This window comes from Streptococcus sp. HMSC062D07, assembly GCF_001814215.1.
Classification (GTDB): Bacteria; Bacillota; Bacilli; order Lactobacillales; family Streptococcaceae; genus Streptococcus; species Streptococcus infantis_I.
On sequence record NZ_KV815330.1, the window covers coordinates 13,147 to 29,052 of the forward strand.

Consider the following 15,906-nt stretch of genomic DNA (forward strand, 5'->3'; position numbering starts at 1 on the left):
AGTAGCGACCAAACTCGAATTTAGTTGTGTCGATGATTTGTGTATTGTCTGCGTCTCCAAGTGACTTCGTGAAACCAGCTTTAAGCGTTGCGGTCATAACACCAGCTTCAACTGTGATGTCGAACTTGTCAGTCACATCCGAACCAGTTACTGAATCGTAAGCCTTGATAGCTGAAGAGTCTACATTAACCTTCGTTTCATCGAAGTCATCAGAAATACTTACTGATTGGATGTTATCCTTGTTGTTAGCGTCGAATTTAGTTGTATCAAGCCATACTTGGTAAACCAATTTCGCACCAGGTTTCACAGTCTTAGTATTCAAGTTTTCTGCTTCGTTGTTGTCAGTCTTATCTGCGTATGGATCTTTATTGGTATCTCCGTACTTGTCTGCCAACTCAGAATCATCATCGAGAAGCTTGTTGTCAGTAATTGAGTATTTCTCTTCAGTTACAACGTATTTCTCTGGTTGGAACTTAGGTTCAGTTGGTGGTGTTACCACGTTGTTAAACTCTTTATCAGCGATATCGCCAAGTTTAGCTACTAAAGCTTTAGCTGTTCCGTCATGTTTAACTGTGATGGTTACAGTTGCTTTCATTGTGTCGTATGTCACAGTAGCATCTGTACCTGCAACCTCTTCAACAGTGTAGTTGTGTACGCCTTCTTGACCCTTCTTGAATGTAAGAGCTGAGAATTTCACATTACCATCTTTGTCGTTGGTTACAGTTTCAACTTCTTTACCATTTGAATCTTTCAATACAAAGCTGAATTCGTTCTCTTTCAATTCACGTCCTTCTAGACGTTTAGTGAAGTTGAATTCAATAGAGATTGGTACTGAGTTTACACGTTTTTCAGTTGGTTTGCTTGGTTTTTCAACTTTCTTCGTAGATGGGTTGTAGTAGTTCACTACTTGAGCCGCAGTATTTTCGATGTCTACTCCACCTGCAACGTCTGCTTTAACAGTTGCTGGGATATCAAATTTGTAGTAACGTTCAAATGCAAATTTTGTTGTGTCAATGATTTGAGTTTTTTCTGCATCACCCAATGACTTCGTGAAGCCAGATTTAAGAGTTGCAGTCATCACACCATTTTCAACCTTGATGTCGAATTTGTTTGTTACATCGTCACCAGTTACTGAATCGTAAGCTTTAATTTTAGAAGCAACGACATCAACCTTCGTTTCATCGAAGTCATCAGTGATTCCTACTGATTGAACGTTTTCTTTGTTAGTTGCTGAGAATTTAGTTGTATCCAACCATACTTGATAGTAGATCTTATCTCCGCGGTTAACAGTCTTGGTATTGATGTTTGCTGCTTCGTTGTTTGAAGTTCCATCAACATATGGATCAGTATTTGTTTCACCATATTTATCAGTCAACTCAGAATCATCATCAAGAAGTTTGTTATCAGTGATTGAGTATTTTGCTTCATTCAATACATACTTCTCTGGTTGGAACTTAGGTTCTGTTGGAGGAGTTACTGTATTGTTGAACTCTTTGTCAGTTGGTTCAGTTACGTTAGCAATCAATGCTTTTGCTGTTCCATCGTGTGATACTGTTACAGTTACTTCTGCCTTCATAGTATCGTAAGTGACAGTTGCGTCTGTACCTTTCACCTCTGTTACAGAGTAAGTATAAGTACCTTCTTGACCCTTCTTGTATTTAAGGGCAGTGACTTTTTCACCAGCTTTATTTGTGTACTCTACTGGAGAGAATTTAATCTTACCATCTGCATCGTTGGTTGCAGTCGCAATCACAACATCGTCGCTGTCTTTCAACTCAAATGTAAATTCGCCAGTTTTAAGCTCACGACCTTCCAAACGTTTTGTGAAGTTGAATTCTGCAGTAATTGGTACACTATTCACACGTTTTTGAGTTGGTTTTTCAGGTGTTTCTACAGATTTACTTACTGGGTTGTAAACATGAACGATTTGGTTGGCTTTATTTTCAATATCAGCTCCTGCCTTAACTGTGTCTTTAACAGTGGCTGGGATATCGAATTTATAGTAGCGACCAAACTCGAATTTAGTTGTGTCGATAACTTGAGTATTATCCGCATCACCTAAAGACTTGTTCATAGAAGACTTGGAAGTTGCTGTGATTACAGCATTTTCAACCTTAATGTCAAACTTATCAGTTACATCTTGGCCAGTTACACTGTCATAAGCTTTGATGTCAGCAGCGTTAACTGTTACTTTTTCAGCATCATATGTATCAGAAATACCAACAGATTGGATATTGTTCTTATCTGAGAAGTTTCTAGTATCTAACCATACTTGGTAAACTAATTTATCGCCACGTTCAACTGTCTTAGTATTGATGTTTTCTGCTTCGTTATTAGTAGTTTTATCAGCGTACGGATCAGCATTGGTTTCTGTATACTCATTAGTCAATTCGTTGTCATCATCGACTAATTTAGTACCAGTGATGTCATACTTTTCTTTGTTAAGTACAAATTTTTCTGGTTGGAATACAGGCGTTTCTGGAGGAGTAATCTTGTTGTTGAATACTTTATCTTCACTACCATCAGTTGATGCTCCATTATCGTCCACACCGCCAGCAGAAACTACGTTAGTTACTGTTGTTAATGTGTGACCTTTTTTAGAAACTTCTACAGTAATCGTAGCCTTCATAGAATCGTAAACCATTCCAGCTTCTTTAGCTGCAGGTACAACTTCTTCTACAGTATAGGTATGTGTGCCAACTTTAGAGTTGTCAAACGCTATTTCTGTGAATGTTACAGTTCCATCCTTTTTGTTGGCTACAGTCTCAACTTCTTGACCATCAGAATTTTTAAGAACGAAGTTGAATTCTCCATCTTTAAGATCGCGTCCAGCCAATTTTTTCGTGAAGTCAAATTTAACTTTTACTGGTGCTACAACATAGTTGTTGAAGATTTTATCATCATCACTTGATTTGAATCCACCTTCAGCACTGTATTTAACTGTAGCTCCTAGGTCACCTTTAGAATTCTCAGTTACAGTAACGGTCATGGTAACAGTCATTGCGTCGTAATCAACGTCTGTATCAGAACCCTTTTGTTCAGTGATCTTGTATTTATAAGTACCAGCTTTGTTAAAGGTAAGTTTGCTGAATGTAGCTTTTCCATCCTTGTTGGTAACAGTCTCTTCGTGCTTATCAGGAGTACTTTTCTCTTCTGTTAATTTGAAAGTAAACTCGCCGTCTGTCAAGACACGTCCGTCCAATTGTTTTTCAACTTCAGGAATTACTTCAGCTGGTTCTTGTTTCACGTAATAGTAAATAGGTTGTTTGTACGGTGTCAATGAGTTGAGCAAGTCAACGTTTGTACCGATACCATTTACTCCACGAACCAATTGTTCATTAGGAGAAAGGTGACCAATGTTATCTCCCAAGAATGGAACAAAGACAGTCTTATACGGTGTATATCCTGCAGCTTTTTGGAAGTCAAATGGAATTTCCTTACCATTTGCATAGTTTACACCTTTACTATCTGTGAAAGGAATGGTGTTAAGAGGTGATTTCTTAACATTCAATTCTTGTTTGTTATAATCACCAGGTTTAATCGGTTTCGTTTCTGCTAGCAACATGTAGCCATCAGTGCTCAAGCTACCGTCAGAACGTTTGCTTTGTTGTTTTGGATCTAGAAGATAAACACGAACGACTACTGATCCGTCTTCGTCTACAATTTCTTTAATCCGTTTAATTCCTGCACGCTCAGCGTCCATGAATTTGGTACCAACAGTATAAGGGCGGCTTACATAACCAGATGTTGAATCTGGATCTGCCGTTTGATACAATTTGTAGCCGTCAAATTGACGCTCACCAGATGCTGTGAAGTTTTGTCCTTCCATGGCTTTAGTGGTATATCTAGCCAAATCTTCTTCATTGCCATTTGGAACGTAGTCTTGAACAGTTTTATCTGTTTTATTGGCGTTAAATGTCGCATTGTTTTTGTCAACTACTCGATAGTAAGTTGTTTTATTAACAAAACGTGGGATCTTACTATTAGTATCCGTAATTGTACGACCATTATAAGCTGGTTCTACAACGTTAATAATGTCTGTTGATGTACGAGCAGCATATACAGCATCGTATAATTTTTGCTCATCTGGAGTAAGGTTGTGACCAGAAGCGACTAAAGCTTGGATACTTGCGCCAACTTCATAACCGTATTGCAGGAATGGTTGAGCTGGTTCAGCTTTACTAGCAGGTGTCCCTTTATCATAATCTACTTGATAAGTTAACTCTCCCCTCGATGCAGTCGCAGTAGTTGTAAATTTTTGAATACCACTTGATGCAGTAATCGTTCTAGTTTCTACTACATTACCAGTCGTTTTATCAATCAATTCAACAACTGTATCTGTAGAATCATCAAATCTCTTATAAGCACGAGAGTAATATTTTGTGTTGTAACGTTCGTTGAAGCGAGTAAGGTCTACGATACTATATGTATAGTAATCACCTTCTTTTCTTGCATATCCAGCTGGTACAGTTTGAGACCCAACCGTAGCTCCATTTGGATTTTGTATAGTTGGATCAACTGTTTCACCATCTTTTAGATATGTACTAACACTTACTGGTTTAGTGTTGTGATCTCCAGTAACTGCATCTTCCGTTGTAGCACGACGATTACGTACTCTTGGTTTGTTTGATTCGTCTGTAGCTGGTTTTACTTCAGTTGCTGCTGGTTTTGCTTCTTCTGCTTTTTCAACCGGCTTAGCAGTTTCCTTATTAGCAACCTCAGTCTCAGTTGAAGCAGGTTTTACTTCTTCTGCTTTTTCTGAAGACACTGGTTCAGATTTAGCTTCTTCTGTTTTAACTTCAGAAGCTGCTTTTACTTCTTCAAGCTTATTTGTCTCAACAAGCTCAGTTGTTGCAACATTTTCTACAATATTCTGTTCCTTTTTAGAGGAATCCTCGCTACTTTCCTTTTTCACCAACTCTGTTTTTTCTTCAGAACTTGGTTGTGTAGGAAGTTCAGAAGCTTTTACCGCACCTCCATTTGCTAACATAAAACTAAGAGTTGTTCCCAAAAATACGGATGCAACACCTACCTTATATTTCCTCAAAGAAAAACGTTGTTGTTCCTTTCTTATCATTTTGATAAGTTCTCCTTTTAAATTATTTTACTATCAGCAGAAGAATTATACTATATTTGAATCTAGAATACAATATTTTTCTCTAACTTTAGCCCTTATATCATACCATAAGTCTGACCTAACTTCAAATAATTATGTGCTTCTGAAATCGTTTACTTTATTATATTTTAGGCCATTTTAACACCCTGTGATTTGTTATATATAATTATATGTAAATGTGCACTATCCTATATTATGTCTATCTTTTAAAATTAATTAATTTAAAATTATACTATTTTTATATATTTAATTAGGTCCAGGTTTTGCATTTAATTATTTGTGAAAAATGATAGCAACGCTTTCATAATAAAAAAAGATTCTCAAATGAGAATCTTTTTTTATTAAATCGCTTCTGTAACAAAACTTCTGCTTTCTAGTACTTTTAACATTGCATCTGCTGTATCCAAAGCTGTAAAGAGAGGAACTCCATGTTCAATTGCTGAACGTCTGATTTGCTCACCATCTTCATCAGCTGTCCGTTTGGTACCAACTGTATTGATGATTGCTTGAATTTTTCCTTTGCGGACGTAGCTTGGAATATCGTGTTCATCATCACCAATCTTTCCAACGACTTGTGCCTGCAATCCATGACTTGCAAAGAACTCTGCAGTTCCTTCAGTAGCAAGGATTCCGTAGCCAATATTTTGGAAACGACGAGCCAAATCTAGTGCTTCTTCTTTTGCATCATCTGCGATAGTGAAGACAACATTACCGAAGGTTGGTAAGTGAAGATAAGAAGCTTCAAAGGCCTTGTAGAGAGCTTTTTCAAGAGTGGTATCAGAACCCATGACTTCCCCTGTTGACTTCATTTCAGGTCCGAGCAAGCTATCTACTTTCGCGAGCTTAGTAAAGGAGAAGACTGGCGCCTTGATATGAACACGACTGCTTTCTGGGTAAAGTCCATCTTGGTAACCAAGCTCTTCAAGACTTTGACCAAGAATCAACTTAGTCGCTACCTGTGCCATAGGGATGTTGGTTACTTTTGAAAGGAATGGAACAGTACGGCTGGCACGAGGGTTTACTTCGATAACGTAGACTTTCTCATCCTTGATAACAAACTGAATGTTCATCATACCAAGACAGTTGAGGCCGATTGCTAGGCGTTTGGTGTAGTCTGCAATCGTTTCTTGCACTTTTTGCGACAAGGTTTGAGGAGGATAAACCGCCATGGAGTCACCTGAATGGACACCAGCGCGTTCGATATGCTCCATGATACCAGGAATGAGGACATTTTGTCCGTCTGAAATAGCATCAACTTCGCACTCTTGCCCAACGATATAAGAGTCGACAAGAACTGGGTGGTCTGGACTAGCCTTAACAGCAGTTCGCATGTAAGATCGAAGATCATCTTCATTCTCAACGATTTCCATAGCACGTCCACCCAAGACATATGAAGGGCGAACGAGAACTGGGAAACCAATTTTACGTGCAGCAAGTACTGCTTCTTCTTCATTGGTTGCTGTTTGTCCAGGAGGTTGTGGAATATCCAATTCTTTGAGGGCTTGTTCGAAGAGGTCACGGTCTTCCGCACGATCCAAGTCCGCAACTTGAGTACCAAGGATAGTCACACCAGCTTTTGCTAATGGCTCAGCTAGGTTGATAGCTGTTTGACCACCGAACTGAACAATAACACCTTTTGGTTGCTCTAAGTCGATAACATTCATAACATCTTCGAACGTTAATGGTTCAAAGTAGAGTTTATCAGATACAGAGAAGTCTGTTGACACTGTCTCTGGGTTTGAGTTCATAATGATGGCTTCGTAGCCAGCAGCTTGGATTGCCTTAACAGAGTGAACAGTTGCGTAGTCAAACTCTACCCCTTGACCGATACGGATTGGACCAGAACCTAGGACAAGTACAGATTCCTTATCAGACTTGATTGATTCATTTTCCCAACCATACGTTGAGTAGAAGTACGGAGTTTCTGATTCAAATTCTGCGGCACAAGTATCTACCATCTTGTAAACCGGGACAATCTTGTTTTCTAAACGAAGTTGGCGAACTTGATCAGATGTAGTGTTCCAGAGTTCAGCGATTTTACAATCTGAGAAACCATTGAGTTTTGCTGTTTTTAGAGCTACTAGATCTTGTGGATGAGAACCTAATTCTTGCTCAATTTCAAAGATATGCAAAAGTTTATCCAGATAGAAGATATCGATTTTTGTAAGCTCAGCAATTTCCTCAGGTGTATAACCACGACGAATAGCTTCTGATACGTAGAAGAGACGGTCATCTTGAGCCTTGACAACTTTTTCAATCAAGGCATCATCTGAAACATCTGCAAGCTCAGGCATTTCATTATGATGAACCCCAATTTCTAGAGAGCGACAAGCTTTAAGGAGAGATTCCTCGATGTTCCGACCGATGGCCATAACTTCTCCAGTTGCTTTCATCTGGGTACCAAGACGACGTTCCCCTTTTTCAAACTTATCAAATGGGAAACGTGGAATCTTAGCCACCACATAGTCAAGGGCTGGTTCAAACATAGCATAGGTTGAACCTGTAACTGGGTTAATAACTTCATCCAAGGTCAACCCTACCGCAATCTTAGCAGCCAATTTAGCAATTGGATAACCTGTTGCCTTAGAAGCAAGAGCTGAAGAACGAGATACACGAGGATTTACTTCGATGACATAGTACTTAAAGCTGTGTGGATCAAGAGCAAGCTGAACATTACATCCGCCTTCAATCTTGAGAGCGCGGATAATGCTTAAGCTAGCATCACGAAGCATTTGGTTTTCATAGTCGGACATGGTTTGCGCAGGGGCAAATACGATAGAGTCCCCTGTGTGAATCCCGACAGGGTCAAAGTTTTCCATGTTACAAACAACAAGGGCATTATCAGCTGAGTCACGCATGACTTCATACTCAATTTCCTTGAAACCGGCAATGGAACGTTCAATCAAACACTGGGTAACAGGTGACAACTTCAAACCATTTTCAGCAATTTCACGCAATTCTTCCTCATTGGCACACATACCACCACCAGTACCACCTAGAGTAAAGGCTGGACGGACGATAACTGGGTAGCCAATAGTTGCTGCAAAGGCAACTGCTCCCTCAACTGTGTTGACAATTTCAGATTCTGGAATAGGTTGATTCAATTCTTCCATCAATTGTTTAAAGAGATCTCGGTCCTCCGCTTGGTCGATGGCAGACAGTTTAGTCCCGAGAAGTTCTACTCCAAGCTCATCCAAGATACCATTTTTAGACAATTCCATGGCCATGTTAAGCCCTGTTTGCCCACCAAGTGTTGGAAGCAAGGCATCTGGACGTTCTTTACGGAGAATACGAGTCACAAACTCAAGTGTAATCGGTTCGATATAAACCTTGTCTGCAATTTCCTTATCAGTCATGATAGTTGCAGGGTTTGAGTTTACTAAGACAACCTCATACCCTTCCTCTTTCAAAGACAAGCAAGCCTGAGTCCCAGCATAGTCAAACTCAGCAGCCTGACCAATAATAATCGGACCAGAACCAATCACCATAATTTTTTGAATATCAGTACGTTTAGGCATAGTTTATGATACAAAGCCCGTCAAGAACACAGTGAAAATAGGAAACTTGGTGCAGACGCCTTCAGCGTCAAATCAATGTTTATCTTTTTCACACAGTTCTTAGGGCGTGTTCACTTCCGCGAACAATGTATCTTCTCCTTTCTATTCGTCGCCTCACAGAGCGACATTAAATAAATTCTCCGACGATTTTTTAGAGAAACGATATCTTTCGATAAAAAATCTAGTGCAGGGAGTTTTTAGTTCGCCTGATAGCGACTAAAAGAAACGACCTGCCTTTCTATTCGTCGCCTCACAGGGCGACATTAAATAAGATACAAAGGACGAATAGAAAGCGATTGAATTTTAGGAAACCAAGGAAGGATTGACAATCCGAGTTGGGTTCTCTAAATTCTGAGCTTTCCGATCGTGTTCAGTTACATAAATTCTCCGACGATTTTTCACTCGTCTTTAGTTTGCTTGTTTGAAAGCTTCCATCATCTCGATGAACTCATCAAATAGATAACTTGCATCATGTGGCCCAGGAGCTGCGTCTGGGTGGAATTGCACAGAGAAACCTGGTAGATATCTGTGACGTACGCCTTCAACTGACTTGTCATTGATTTCTTCGTGCGTGATGATTAAGTGCTCTGGTAAATCCTCACGGTTAACTGCATAACCATGATTTTGACTTGTGAAGTCCACGCGCCCAGTTGCAATTTCACGAACAGCATGGTTAAAACCACGGTGACCAAACTTCATTTTATAGGTCTTAGCACCATTTGCCATTGCAAAGAGCTGGTGCCCCATACAGATACCAAAGATTGGAATTTTCCCGAGAATACCACGGATCATCTCAAGAGCTTCTGGTACATCTTCTGGATTTCCAGGACCATTTGACAACATAACTCCGTCAGGGTTTAAATGCAAGATTTCCTCAGCCGTAGTTGTGTATGGAACTACAGTCACGTTACAATCACGTTTAGATAGCTCTCGTAAAATAGAGTGTTTAAGACCGAAGTCTACTAAAACAACGCTCAAGCCAACTCCTGGAGCCGGATAAGCAGTCTTTGTAGAAACTTGTCTGATATTATCAGTCGGTAAGACAGTTGCTTGAAGTTGATCTGCAATGTGATCCATACTATCGCCAGCATGTGTTAGAGTCGCTCTCATGGTACCATGTTTACGAATAATCTTTGTAAGAGCTCGAGTGTCAATGCCTGAAATTCCAGGAATCTTCTTAGCTTTCAGGAATTCATCCAAGGTCATTTGGTTGCGCCAGTTGCTGGCTCTACGAGCCTCTTCGAAAACCACAACTCCCTTACAAGTAGGACTGATAGACTCGTAGTCATCACGGTTAACTCCATAATTCCCTACTAGTGGATACGTGAAGGTCAAGATTTGTCCATTATAAGATTGGTCTGTAATGGATTCTTGATATCCTGTCATCCCTGTGTTAAAGACGATTTCCCCTGTTACATCAATATCTGCACCGAAGGCCTTTCCTTCAAAAACTGTGCCATCTTCTAAAACTAGAAGTCTTTTTGTCATATTTTCACCTCTCGTGGACGCTCACTGGCGTCTTTTAACGTTTTGTGTCTTATTTGGCTTTTCTACTTGCCAATACGGATTCTAAAATAGCCATTCTTACAAATACACCGTTGGTCATCTGCTGAACAATACGTGATTTTGGTGCTTCAACAAGATGATCGGCAATTTCCACATCCCGATTCACAGGAGCCGGATGCATAATGACTGCTTCTTCTTTTAAGCGATTATAGCGTTCTTGGTTCAAGCCATGTTGAGCATGATACTCTTCTTTTGAGAAGACTGCTCCACTTTCGTGGCGTTCATGTTGAACTCGAAGCAACATCAGAACATCCACCTGGTCAACAATCTCGTCAATAGTTACAAACTGACCATAATCTGCAAATTCTTGACTTCTCCATTCCTCAGGTCCTGCAAAGTAAAGTTCAGCACCTAAACGTTTCAAAATCTGCATATTGGACTTGGCAACACGTGAATGGTCCAAGTCACCAGCAATGGCAACCTTGAGCCCTTCAAAACGGCCAAATTCTTCGTAAATTGTCATCAAATCAAGCAGACTCTGACTAGGATGTTGCCCTGAGCCATCACCACCATTGATAATCGATGTCATAATGGTTGGGCTCGCAATCAATTCCCTGTAATAATCAACCTCTGGGTGCCGAATAACACAGATATCTACACCAAGTGCAGACAGGGTCAAGATTGTATCATAGAGTGTCTCACCCTTGTTTACAGAGCTTGTATTCACATCAAAGTCAAGTCGTTCCAATCCCAGTTTAATCTCTGCAACTTCGAAGGATTTATGCGTTCTTGTCGAATTTTCAAAGAAAAGGTTGGAAACAATGGGATGGTCTTCGTAGGGCAACTGGGCTCCATTTTTAAACTCGATCCCTCGTTTAATCAATTTTATAACCTGATCTACAGTAAGATCTTCCATGGACACCACATGTTTGAGTGCTTGTTGATTTTCTGACATGGCTACTCCTTTAGCTTTTAAGCTTCTTCAGTAATCAAAACTCTATCTTGGCCATCAAGTTCCGTCATCTCAACGATGATTTCTTCAGAACGACTAGTTGGAATATTTTTCCCAACGTAATCTGGACGAATTGGCAATTCTCTGTGCCCACGGTCCACTAATACTGCTAGACTCACACGGGCAGGGCGACCATGTCCGACAATGTTATCGATAGCGGCACGAATTGTACGACCTGTGTAAAGAACATCATCCACCAAGATAACTTCGCGGTCTGTCACATCAACAGAAATCAAGGAAGTATCTTCACCACTTTTGACATCGTCACGGTAAGGTTTGGTATCTAATTCTACAACGGGAACAGAGATGTTTTCCAATTGTTCCAAGCGCTCTTGGATGCGGTGGGCGATAAAGACACCACGTGTTTTAATTCCCGCTAAAATGATTTTGTTCAAATCTTTGTTGCGTTCGATAATTTCATAAGTGATACGCGTAATTGCTCGCTTGACGGTTAATTCGTCTACAACTTCTTTTGTCTTCATGACAAACCTCCAAAAAGAAAAGTCTCCTTAAACAAGGAGACTTGAGAATGTATCATTAAGCGAGCCATACTGGAAACAGCATAGACTTACTCTTCTACTTTATCGAGCTCCTTGCCTGCCTCACGGGACAGGTTTAAAGGAATATTTTATTGTTCTTACTATATCACAAAGCCCAGTTCAAAGCAAGTAAAAACATTCAATGTTTGACCTTATAATGAACTAAAATCATACAATTGTGGATAGTGTTCGCATTCTGGATTTTTCGGATGACAGATAGCACGACCAAAATAAATCATGGCCTGATGCGCCGCCAACCACTTTTCTGGTGGCAAGACATCCATGACACGTTTTTCAACTTCTAATGGTGTAGCTGATTTTTTAACAATATCATGGTGTTTGCAAATGCGCTCCACATGAGTATCTACCGCAAAAGCTGGAATTCCAAAGCCCACACTCATGACTACATTAGCTGTTTTACGCCCAACTCCCGCCAAACTTTCTAATTCTTCTCTAGTCTGAGGAACTTGACCATCAAAATCTTCTAATAACTGTTGCGCACATTTTTTAAGAAATTTTGCTTTATTTCGATACAGACCTAAACGAGAAATATGTTTTGCAATGTCCTTCTCACTAGCGTCTGCCATGGCTTGTGGTGTAGGGAAGGCTTCAAAAAGAGCTGGAGTCGCCTTGTTTACTGCCGCATCTGTCGTCTGAGCAGACAACATAACTGCAACTAAGAGTTCAAAATGATTGCGAAAATCTAGACTAGGTTTTGCATCTGGAAAAAGAGCTATGATTTCCTCAATGACATGACGGGCACGTTTCTTGGATAAAACCATCTATTCGTCTCCATCAAACAGCCCTTGTAAACCTGCAAAAGGACTATTTTCTTCTTTTTTGACTGCTTGTTGAGCTTGATATTCTTCCTCAGTCATGATTTGCCAGTCATTTCCAGACACAAATCCCTGACCTGCTTCTTCTTCTGCCGTTAAGACCTTGATTGGAATATTTAGCAAGATATTGTCCGAAACACTTTCAGCAAGGTCGATTTCCCCATTTTCGATAGGTAAAACCAAGTCATCATCTAGAACTTCTTGGTCTAGTTGATTGGTTGCTCCCTCCATGAAGACTTCTGTCACCGGATAAGACTCTGCTAACTCAACAGGTTCCATACTACGACTAGAAGCAAGTACGATGGTATAAGACAGTTGATAATCTAGGAAAAACATACGGTCTTCATACTGAACCTTCCCAACTGCGACAATATCTTTTACGTCTAAAATTTCTTGGTTACGCTCACGTAAGTCAGCTGACATGTCTAGAGTTTGCTCAAAATACAAACCTTCAGGCTGCTTACGAACTTCTTGAATATTTAATTTCATACTTCCTCCATAAAAATTTACTTCCTTGATTATACTATGTAGTATAGATATATTGTACCATAGAACGCGTAAGCTTTATAGGGTTACGACCTCAAAAAGTAATTACATTGCCCTAGGTTCTCAATAATATAACTGTAACAATGTATCAAAGTCATCTCTATCCACTTTCTGACTGTTTTGTTTTATTTGTTTAATAATTTCATTCCTTGTTTTGATATCAAAAGGTAACTCTTGAAATACTTCCTCTTTAACTAAGAATTCCCCGTTTTCTCCTTGAAATTGTCTAGTGATTTTTCTAATATCTGTTTCAAGTTCAATAGATTGAATGATTTCATAATCGACATTATCTTCAATTGCGTCTAGCAACAAACTAATTGATATCTTAATCATCTTTACTCACTTTCGTAAACTTAATCGTAAACATCCTATCATTATATACTACTATCTAGAAGGCTAACAAAAATTTCTCCATTAAAAGGCGCTAATAATTAGTTGAATCATAAGAAATAACAATATTTTTTTTCAACTCATTATCCTCTGTCAACGGATAAATGTCAAATATTTTTAAGAATTTTTTACCTCTGCTTCAAAATATTTCTAGACTTTAATTATGCTATCTAGAGAATTATTATTTTTTGATATATTTATTATGACAAATTTATTTTTTGTGCTATACTATAGGCATCAATACATGAGCAAAGGAGGACGCTCATATGGAAGACAAAGTTCTTTTAGCTGAAGCCTATCAACTCGTTTCAGAATTAAATCAAACTATACAAAACTGTAAACAAGGATTACCTGATGATCTACGCTTACAGCAAAATATAGACGAAATTCTCAGAGCGCTTAAAAAAGCTGAGAAAGTAGACAACGCTATCTTAATTGAACTGGAAACTTTTTACCAACGGACTAGTCTTTTGATTGGACTTGGCTCACTAAAACTAAACGATCAAGCTCGCACTGCTTGGAGAAACTATGACAAGTTCCACTACGATCACGTTAAACATACATTGACACTTTACGGACCTGTTTTTGGTCTTTAATAAAAAGAGGATTTTCTGGCTTAATCTTGACAAATTTTCTCAAAAAGAGTATGATGATTGCAGCAATACTCGGAGGTAAGGGAGACATGAACAACTAAGTCTATCAAATAAAGAACCTTTATTTAGTAGATCTTGTTTCTGTCTCTTTTTGTGTACTCTTTTTTGTGGTGGATTTTCAGCCTTTTTAAAAGAGGATTTTTTGACATAGACGATTGGCTCTACTAGATAAAGTAGAGCTTTTTGTTATGCAATATAGACATTTTAGAAAGTGCAATAATATGATAAACATCAATCATCTAACTATCACACAAAACAAAGATTTACGAGACCTTGTTTCCGATTTAAATATCACCATCCAAGACGGAGAAAAGGTCGCTATTATCGGCGAAGAAGGCAATGGAAAATCAACCTTACTTAAAACTTTAATGGGCGAAAGATTAGCTGATTTCACTATCAGGGGAGAAATCAAGTCTGATCTTAGGTCCCTGGCCTACATTCCTCAACAGCTAGCTGAAGAACTGAAGAAAAAATCTTTACAGGACTACTTCTTTTTAGAGTCTACAGATTTGGACTACAGCATTCTCTATCGCTTGTCTGATGAATTACACTTTGACAGCAGTCGTTTTGCAAGTGATCAAGAAATTGGTAGTCTCTCGGGTGGTGAAGCTTTGAAAATTCAGCTCATCCACGAGTTAGCCAAACCTTTTGAGGTTCTATTTTTAGATGAACCTTCAAATGACCTAGACCTTGAGACGGTTGATTGGCTAAAAAGGAAGATACAGAAGATGAAGCAAACAGTTATTTTCATTTCCCATGATGAAGACTTTCTTTCTCAAACGGCTGATACTATCGTCCACTTGCGACTGGTCAAGCATCGGAAAGAAGCGGAAACGCTAGTCGAGCATTTAGACTATGATCGCTATAGTGAGCAGAGAAAGGCTAATTTTGCCAGACAAAGTCAGCAAGCTGCTAACGACCAGAGAGCCTATGATAAAACCATGGAAAAACATCGCCGAGTTAAGCAAAATGTAGAAACTGCACTTCGAGCTACCAAAGACAGTACTGCTGGTCGCCTATTGGCTAAAAAGATGAAAACTGTTATCTCTCAAGAAAAACGCTTTGAAAAGGAAGCTCAGTCCATGATCCAAAAGCCACTTGAAGAGGAACAAATCCAACTCTTCTTCTCAGATATAGAGCCGTTGGCAGCTTCTAAAGTCTTAATCCAACTGGAAAAGGAAAATTTATTCATTGGCAAGCGCATTTTAGCTCAGGAGTTACGACTAACAGTCCGTGGTCAAGATAAAATCGGTATCATCGGGCCAAATGGTGTTGGAAAATCCACACTTTTAGTCAAGTTTCAACAACTGCTCAGCGCCAGAAGAGAGATTTCGCTTGGCTTTATGCCACAAGATTACCATAAAAAACTGCAATTGGATTTATCTCCAGTAGCCTATCTCAGCCAAACTGGGGAAAAAGAGGAACTACAGAAAATCCAATCTCACTTAGCTAGTCTTAATTTCAGCTATCCAGAGATGCACCACCAAATCCACTCCTTATCTGGAGGTCAACAAGGTAAACTCCTTCTTTTGAATTTAGTTCTGCGAAAACCAAACTTTCTCCTTCTGGATGAACCCACACGAAATTTTTCTCCAACTTCTCAACCAGAAATCAGAAAACTCTTTGCCAATTATCTTTGTGGCCTCATCACTGTTTCGCATGACAGGCGTTTTTTAAAAGAAGTCTGTAGGAGTATCTATCGTTTGACAAAAAATGGTTTAGAAGTAGTTGATTTACAAGATCTTTAACTT

At 39.3% G+C, this 15,906-nt stretch carries 10 protein-coding genes; 2 read left to right on the forward strand and 8 right to left on the reverse strand.

Annotation, left to right across the window (positions count from 1 at the left end):
- From HMPREF2957_RS04985 to HMPREF2957_RS05020, 8 genes are all read right to left on the reverse strand, one after another.
- Positions 1-5,077 (reverse strand): SspB-related isopeptide-forming adhesin (locus tag HMPREF2957_RS04985; RefSeq protein WP_261674146.1); only part of this gene is annotated, 5,077 nt, incomplete at its 3' end.
- A 380-nt stretch (positions 5,078-5,457) separates the two neighbouring features.
- Entirely contained in the window at positions 5,458-8,634 is a 3,177-nt protein-coding gene (carB, locus tag HMPREF2957_RS04990) for a carbamoyl-phosphate synthase large subunit (RefSeq protein WP_070677879.1), read from the reverse strand.
- Between the two features lie 447 nt (positions 8,635-9,081).
- Positions 9,082-10,161, reverse strand: a complete 1,080-nt coding sequence (locus HMPREF2957_RS04995; RefSeq protein WP_070677882.1) for a carbamoyl phosphate synthase small subunit — start codon at positions 10,159-10,161, stop codon at positions 9,082-9,084.
- Between the two features lie 49 nt (positions 10,162-10,210).
- Complete coding sequence (locus tag HMPREF2957_RS05000) at positions 10,211-11,134, reverse strand: aspartate carbamoyltransferase catalytic subunit (RefSeq protein WP_070677884.1); 924 nt, start codon at positions 11,132-11,134, stop codon at positions 10,211-10,213.
- A 17-nt stretch (positions 11,135-11,151) separates the two neighbouring features.
- On the reverse strand, positions 11,152-11,673 hold the full coding sequence (gene pyrR, locus HMPREF2957_RS05005; RefSeq protein ID WP_004252509.1) for a bifunctional pyr operon transcriptional regulator/uracil phosphoribosyltransferase PyrR: 522 nt from the start codon (positions 11,671-11,673) through the stop codon (positions 11,152-11,154).
- 209 nt (positions 11,674-11,882) lie between these two features.
- The gene (gene nth, locus HMPREF2957_RS05010) at positions 11,883-12,512 is read right to left on the reverse strand and encodes an endonuclease III (protein WP_004252508.1); all 630 of its coding nucleotides are present in this window, start codon (positions 12,510-12,512) and stop codon (positions 11,883-11,885) included.
- Complete coding sequence (locus HMPREF2957_RS05015) at positions 12,513-13,055, reverse strand: YceD family protein (protein ID WP_070677886.1); 543 nt, start codon at positions 13,053-13,055, stop codon at positions 12,513-12,515. It abuts the gene before it with no gap.
- A 120-nt stretch (positions 13,056-13,175) separates the two neighbouring features.
- Positions 13,176-13,445: a hypothetical protein gene (locus tag HMPREF2957_RS05020; protein ID WP_004252503.1), complete on the reverse strand. Its 270-nt coding sequence runs from the start codon at positions 13,443-13,445 to the stop codon at positions 13,176-13,178.
- A gap of 323 nt (positions 13,446-13,768) precedes the next feature.
- Here HMPREF2957_RS05020 and HMPREF2957_RS05025 point away from each other — a divergent pair, with 323 nt between their 5' ends.
- Positions 13,769-14,098, forward strand: coding sequence for a helicase BlpT (locus HMPREF2957_RS05025; protein ID WP_070677888.1), 330 nt, complete (start codon positions 13,769-13,771; stop codon positions 14,096-14,098).
- A 245-nt stretch (positions 14,099-14,343) separates the two neighbouring features.
- Positions 14,344-15,903 carry an ATP-binding cassette domain-containing protein gene (locus HMPREF2957_RS05030; RefSeq protein WP_083312340.1) on the forward strand — a complete coding sequence of 520 codons (1,560 nt, stop codon included), beginning with the start codon at positions 14,344-14,346 and terminating at the stop codon, positions 15,901-15,903.
- Positions 15,904-15,906: the final 3 nt, after the last annotated feature.

What these genes read in the sequence shown, in the direction of transcription:
- carB (WP_070677879.1), bottom strand. Translation starts at nt 8,634, where the DNA reads ATGCCTAAACGTACTGATATTCAAAAAATTATGGTGATTGGTTCTGGT.
- HMPREF2957_RS04995 (WP_070677882.1), bottom strand. Translation starts at nt 10,161, where the DNA reads ATGACAAAAAGACTTCTAGTTTTAGAAGATGGCACAGTTTTTGAAGGA.
- HMPREF2957_RS05000 (WP_070677884.1), bottom strand. Translation starts at nt 11,134, where the DNA reads ATGTCAGAAAATCAACAAGCACTCAAACATGTGGTGTCCATGGAAGAT.
- pyrR (WP_004252509.1), bottom strand. Translation starts at nt 11,673, where the DNA reads ATGAAGACAAAAGAAGTTGTAGACGAATTAACCGTCAAGCGAGCAATT.
- nth (WP_004252508.1), bottom strand. Translation starts at nt 12,512, where the DNA reads ATGGTTTTATCCAAGAAACGTGCCCGTCATGTCATTGAGGAAATCATA.
- HMPREF2957_RS05015 (WP_070677886.1), bottom strand. Translation starts at nt 13,055, where the DNA reads ATGAAATTAAATATTCAAGAAGTTCGTAAGCAGCCTGAAGGTTTGTAT.
- HMPREF2957_RS05020 (WP_004252503.1), bottom strand. Translation starts at nt 13,445, where the DNA reads ATGATTAAGATATCAATTAGTTTGTTGCTAGACGCAATTGAAGATAAT.
- HMPREF2957_RS05025 (WP_070677888.1), top strand. Translation starts at nt 13,769, where the DNA reads ATGGAAGACAAAGTTCTTTTAGCTGAAGCCTATCAACTCGTTTCAGAA.
- HMPREF2957_RS05030 (WP_083312340.1), top strand. Translation starts at nt 14,344, where the DNA reads ATGCAATATAGACATTTTAGAAAGTGCAATAATATGATAAACATCAAT.